The following is a 6106-nucleotide window of genomic DNA, read 5'->3' on the forward strand; positions in this document are numbered from 1 at the left end:
CTCCCTCCGAACATAAGACGGGTCCCGAGAGACTCCCGCAATGCTTCGCTCAGGAAAGGTTGAACCGTGTTCGCCATTATTCATGCAATTTTTGACAATGCCAGTATCCTGTCAGTCTATCACAAGCTGCAATGTCGTTCCTACAGATACGTGCCGTCTTTGACCCAGGCGGCAAGTGCGGCGAGACCTTTCTCGAGGTCGTATTCGGGCACGTAGCCGAACTCCTCAGCGATTCTCGTGTTGTCGAGAGCAGCGTCGATGTCGAAGGCTGTTTTGGTGATGGTGGAAACCCCGCTCGCGAGCGTTATCTTTGTGTCAGGCATTATTTTTTCGAGTGCCCGGGCTACTTCCCCAAGGGTCTGATGCTTGCCGAAACCGATGTTGTAGAGATCGTGTCTTAACTTCTCGGCGCAATGAATTAACCCATGCACCCGGGCACAGTCTCTCACGTATATGAAGTCATGCCCTTCGTCTCCGTTGACATCCCTGAATACTGTGGACTGCCCCTTCACGACCGCGGTCACCATGCGAAGGATCGGGTTTCTGCCGGCGGTATAGAGCGGGCCGTAGATGCGCGACGGCCTGGTGATCACTATGTCCATCTTGTATTCTTTCTGGTAGATGAAGCAGAGGAGTTCTGCCATCTTTTTCGTGGCCGGTATGTAGCGGTCCGAGCGCGCCCAGAAGAACTCCTCCTCTTTCAGGGGGGTGGAACCTTTACGTCCCTGGTTTACGCCTTCCGAACTGACGAACGTAATTCTGCCCACGTCCATGAGGCGCGCGGCTTCCAGTATATTGGCTGTTCCGGTCACGTTCACTTCCGTAGCCTGATAGAGGCTGCCTCTGCCTTCGTAGATCGACGCGCAATGTATGATGCTCTTCACCCTGTATTTCTTGACGGCATCGCAAATGGTGGTTATGGCGGTAACATCCATGGGCGCGATCTGGAGGCCTTTCCCTAGGTAAGGCGCCAGTATGGTCGGCACTTCCACATTCCGGTTGCGGGTCAGAAGTACCTCCTGCCCGTTGTCGAGTAAATACTTCCCGAGGTTCCCCCCCAAAAAGCCCAACCCACCTGTTATCAGTATCATTACTATCCTCCCATTCACTCAGATATTGCTAAGTAATTACCACTCGCTTGCCCGGAGGCAGAGGGAAGAGGGAAGATGGAAGGCCGTTGCGCTAGGAAGCATTCAAACAACCACGTACAGTTTCTGCTTGCTCTTTCTTCCCTCTTCCTGGTCGCCAAACCCGCTTGCGGGTGTGCGACGGTCTTTCTAGCGAAGCGGTCTCGTTATTTCAACGGTGTATGGTTTAAAGGTTCGTTGCCGGTTTCTGTTATAAGATACGTATCGCCGATAAAAACGCCGTCGCCGCTCTTGTCCATAACACACGGGTGGACAACAATAGTCATACCTGGCTGAAGCATGGTATCGTCCTGCGGCACGATCGCCGGCGGTTCGTCGAGGTCGTGTCCGAGGGAGTGGCCTCCTCGATACGGATAAACATACCCCGCTTCCTCCACGTACGCCTTCATTGCATTGGCCGCGTCAGAGGCTTTGTTGCCGGGCTTGAGCAATGTCACGCCTTTCTGCTGCGCAGCGACGCCGGTCTCGAGAAACTCTTTCATCTTCGCTGTCGGTTCTTCCAGGGGCATCACCACCGTGAGCTGCGTGTAGTACCCTTCGTACCGAGGGGTAAGCTCCACGATTAAGCTTTCGCCTTTCTGAAGTACCCTGCCTGAAGGTGCGAGAAATGGTGCGACGGGGTAGCTGCCGGTCCCGATAAGATTGAAGGCGGTTTCAACTCCCTGCTTGCGCATGAAGTAGTCCATCTCAGCGTAGATGTCGAATTCGCTCATCCCGATCTTCGCGACTTCCTTGATTCTTTTGTAAAGGCCGTCTGTAATGCGGGCGCACTCGCGGGCGAGGGCCTGCTCCTCTGCACTCTTGATCATGCGCAAATCGAATATCTCCTTGGTGGCATTGACAAAAGTTGCCGAGGGCAACTCCTTCTTCATGTACTCGTAAATTGTAAACGAGATATTCTCCACACCCACAAGCCCTATGCGTTTGCCATCATAATCCGATTCCTTGATTCGCCTGACAATATCTGCCGGATAGTCAGAACTCTGCCTGGCGTCGCTGATCCAGCGCTGTGCTGCTACACGTTCCTGGATCCCGCTGAAAACAAAGATGGTGGGTGCGCCGTCTCGCGGAAATACTACATAGGAATAGCCAAAATGGGGAGGGTAGTTGGAAAGATAACGGACGTGTCCGGTCCACATCGCATTGGAGGCAACTACCAGGATGGAAAGATCTTTCTCTTTCATCATCTTCCTGATCGCATCGTGACGACGGTCCCGTTCCTGAAGTGTAAGTTTCATTTCTTCTCCTTGATCGTTCGATAGATTTATTTCTTTGGGACAAGCGCCAGCGCCCTAAACGGCGCTGCGCTGGCATCCACCATGAGTAAAGGGTTGCAGACAAACGTGAACATCCTGTCCTGTGGAAGCTTGTCCAGGTTGGCGAGATTCTCGATGTGATAGCACACCCTCTTTCGCATGAGCATGTGGGTTGCCTTGTCCTTTGCGTGGTCACAGGTTGACGCATCGACACCAAAAACAAGTATACCGCGGTCGAGCATCCACTCCACCGCTTCGACACTCACCTCCAGGTACTTGCTCATGTAGTCGTCCGTGTCATAGTACTCTGCCGCGCCGGTCCTGAAAAGGACATACTTCAAGTCCTTGGGATTTACGTTTATCTTCTTGAGCTTTTCTTCGATCTCAGCAGATGCAATGGAGTCCGCATTTTTCTTGAACGAATAATCCTGCATGACCGCGTTCCCCACCATGATTTCGGTCGGCATCCTGTCGATAGCACTCCCTTCCGGGTTGAAATGGAGGGGGGAATCGATGTGGGTACCGGCGTGGTCGTTCATCATGAGGATATTGGTCTGGGAAGAAATGTTGCCTGCACGCAGCGTATCTTTGTGTCCCAGATATACTCCGAGATAGGTCTTGGAGATCACGGGGAAGACCGGCATTTTCGTGTGGATCGGCCGTGACAGGTCAATTACTTGAAAGTTAGCTAGCATAAAGGTCTCCTTTACAGCAATGTCGTGAGAAAACAATTTGACTCGTCCTTCTTGACTAGTCTCCTTCATCCAATGCCTTCTCTATTGTTTTCCTTTTTTGAGAGAACGTCTTGAAAAGCGGTGAGATAAGAAGGAAAAACGAGACACAGATCAGAACCGCAGAGATGGGGCGATTAAAAAAGATAAAGGGGTCGCCGTAGATGAGAGATTGGCGGAAGGCATTTTCCAGCATAGGCCCGAGAACTAACGCGAGGAGGAAGGGCGCTCCCTCGTACTCATACTTTCGCACCAGGTATCCGAAGACACCGAATATCACCATCACGAGCACATCGTAAATATTGTTGTTCAGACTGTAAGCGCCGAGAAAGCAGAACAGAATGATGAGCGGAAAAAGAAGATTGTAGGGAATCTTCAATATCTTGATCCAGAGGCCGATCAGGGGCAGGTTGAGGACGAGGAGCATGACATTGCCGATGTACATGCTTGCTATGGTTCCCCAGAACAATCCCGGGTGCTTGCTGATGAGGAGCGGGCCCGGTTGAACGCCGTGAATGATGAATGCGCCGAGCAGGATGGCCATGCCCACACTCGACGGAAGCCCGAGCGAAAGGAGTGTCACCATGGAACCGCCTGCTGCAGCGTTATTAGCCGTCTCCGGCGCGGCCACACCTTCTATCGTGCCCGTGCCGAATTTCTCGGGGTGCTTGGAGAGACGTTTCTCAACCGTGTAGGCCATGAACGTGGGAATAACGGTGCCGGCGCCAGGCAGGATGCTGACAAAGAAACCGATGAGTGAGCCGCGGATGATAGGCCACTTGGCGTCAGCCCAATCCTTGAGCGTGGGGAAAATGCCGGTGACCTTCGCGGCGAGCACGTCCTGCTTTAGTATCTGCTCCAGGTTTGTGAGCACCTCGGAAATGCCGAACATGCCCATGGCAACGGGCACAATTCCCATGCCGTCCATGAGCGTGATGCTGTTCAGGGTAAAACGTGTCGAGCCGCTGATCTGGTCCTGACCGACGCACGAAACCGCCAGTCCGGCAACTGCCATGATGAGACCCTTCATAACCGGACCTCGGCAAAGGTAGGTTACCATTGCAAGGCCGAGAAGCATCAGTCCGAAGAATTCCGGCGGCCCGAATTTCAGCGCCATTCTGGCGAGAAGAGGTGAAAGAAGCATAAGGCCGATAATGCTCAATGTGCCTCCGATAAATGAGCCGAACGCAGAAATACCGAGCGCAGGCCCTGGACGGCCTTTGCGTGCCATCTGGTACCCGTCGAGGCAGGTGACTACCGAGGCTGCCTCGCCTGGAATATTGACGAGTATCGAGGTGGTGGAACCGCCGTACATGGCACCGTAGTAGACCCCGCAGAGAAGAATAATTGAAGTTACAGGTTCCATGCCGAACGTGGTCGGCAGCAGCAGAGAAATGGTTGCGACAGGGCCGAGTCCCGGCAGCACGCCTATCAGTGTGCCGATAAGCACACCAAGGAAACAGAAGGAAAGATTCTTGATAGTGAGAGCGATACCGAAACCCAGTGCCAGGTTGCTAAAAAAATCCATCAATCACCATCCGAGGAAGCCTGTCGGGAGCGGCTGTTTCAAAAGCCACACGAAGATGATATAGACGCCGGCCGTCGAGAAGATTGCGAAGATCAATGAACGCCTCCACGTGATATCTCCGGCGAGCACGGGGAGCACCAATGCGAGCACGAAGAATATGATCATATAACCGACGTTCTCGAAGAGAAAAACCGCTGCGAGGAGAATGAGCACAGTTACAGAAAGGCTAAGCCACCGTTTTGGAAAGGTCAGGGCTGTCCCTTTTTCAGCGCTGGTCGATTTGAAAGCCCGGATCAACAGGGTCGCGGAAAATATGATCATGAGAATCCCGAGGCCAAGGGGCAGGAAGCCGGTACCGGGCTGTGCCAGATTCCCGATGGGGTACGTGGCAGACCAGATCGTGAGGATCAAGCCTATCAGCAGCCAGAAAAGGCTGCTGGTGATCTCTCTTTTTCTCATCGGGTCCTCACTTGATGACGCCCATCTCCTTGAGGGTCCTTGAAAAATAATTGTAACTCTGGAGCACGTACGCATCCAGGTCCTTGCCGCTCCTATAGACGACTGGAAGTTGCAGTTCTTTCATGCCGGCCACGAAAGCGGGTTCCTTCATCGCTTTGGTAAAGGCATCATCAAGTTTTCTCACGATAGCATCGGGTACGGCCTTCTGCGTGATAATGGTGATGCCCATCGGGTAGGGGAGATTGTAGAGCTCCTTGATGGTCGGTACTCCAGGATACTCGGCGGAAGGCTCGTCTTTGAGCATCATGACGAGTCGTATCTCCTTCGCCTCGACGAGTGATGCGTTAAAGTCGCCAGCCCCGAACACCGTGTGGCCGCCCAATAGCGCTGTCTGTCCTTCTGAAGTTCCTTTGAAGGGTATGTGCGTGAACTGAACCTTTTCCCGTTTTGCAACTTCTTCCACCATGATGTTGGGCATACCGTTTACGCCGACAGTCCCGTAGGTTGCCTTCTTGGGATTCTGCCGCGCGTATGCAACCAGGTCCTTGAATGTCTTGAAAGATGAATCGCCTTTTACGTAAACGCCGAAGTTAAAGCCACCGTACTGCATGATGGAGCGTATGTCCTTTATCGGGTCGTAGGGTACTTTTTCCAGGAGCGGCGTCAGGAAGAGGGGTGGTCCTCCGCTGAAACCTATCGTATAGCCGTCCGGCTTTGCGGTCGCGATTGCTGCTGTGCCGAGCGTCAGGGCTCCCCCCGGTTTGTTGACCACAATGATGGGTTGTTTCAGGAACTTCTCTGCCTCCTTGGCAATGAGACGGACGGAAAGGTCAGTGCCTGTGCCCGGCGTTACAGGAACGATATAGGTTATGGGTTTACTCGGATACTTCGACACATCTTCCTGCGCATAGCCGACTGTGCAAATCACAGCGACCACTGCCAGACCCATGAGAAATCCTGCGACGGACGCTTTCATGTCTCCTC

6 protein-coding genes are annotated in these 6106 nt (G+C 53.2%); all 6 read right to left on the reverse strand.

Features of this window, described 5'->3' with window-relative positions; genetic code table 11:
• Nucleotides 1-140 precede the first annotated feature (140 nt).
• On the reverse strand, nucleotides 141-1091 hold the full coding sequence (locus tag VMT71_03940) for an NAD(P)-dependent oxidoreductase (protein ID HVN23094.1): 951 nt from the start codon (nucleotides 1089-1091) through the stop codon (nucleotides 141-143).
• 203 nt (nucleotides 1092-1294) lie between these two features.
• Entirely contained in the window at nucleotides 1295-2386 is a 1092-nt protein-coding gene (locus VMT71_03945; GenBank protein ID HVN23095.1) for a Xaa-Pro peptidase family protein, read from the reverse strand.
• A gap of 26 nt (nucleotides 2387-2412) precedes the next feature.
• The gene (locus tag VMT71_03950; protein HVN23096.1) at nucleotides 2413-3099 is read right to left on the reverse strand and encodes a cyclase family protein; all 687 of its coding nucleotides are present in this window, start codon (nucleotides 3097-3099) and stop codon (nucleotides 2413-2415) included.
• A 55-nt stretch (nucleotides 3100-3154) separates the two neighbouring features.
• Nucleotides 3155-4663 carry a tripartite tricarboxylate transporter permease gene (locus tag VMT71_03955; protein HVN23097.1) on the reverse strand — a complete coding sequence of 503 codons (1509 nt, stop codon included), beginning with the start codon at nucleotides 4661-4663 and terminating at the stop codon, nucleotides 3155-3157.
• 3 nt (nucleotides 4664-4666) lie between these two features.
• Nucleotides 4667-5122 carry a tripartite tricarboxylate transporter TctB family protein gene (locus tag VMT71_03960; GenBank protein ID HVN23098.1) on the reverse strand — a complete coding sequence of 152 codons (456 nt, stop codon included), beginning with the start codon at nucleotides 5120-5122 and terminating at the stop codon, nucleotides 4667-4669.
• Nucleotides 5123-5129: 7 nt separating this feature from the next.
• A partial coding sequence (locus tag VMT71_03965; protein HVN23099.1) for a tripartite tricarboxylate transporter substrate binding protein occupies nucleotides 5130-6106 on the reverse strand: 977 nt, incomplete at its 5' end.

This window comes from Syntrophorhabdales bacterium (assembly GCA_035541455.1).
In the GTDB taxonomy this organism is placed as follows: Bacteria; Desulfobacterota; Syntrophorhabdia; order Syntrophorhabdales; family WCHB1-27; genus JADGQN01.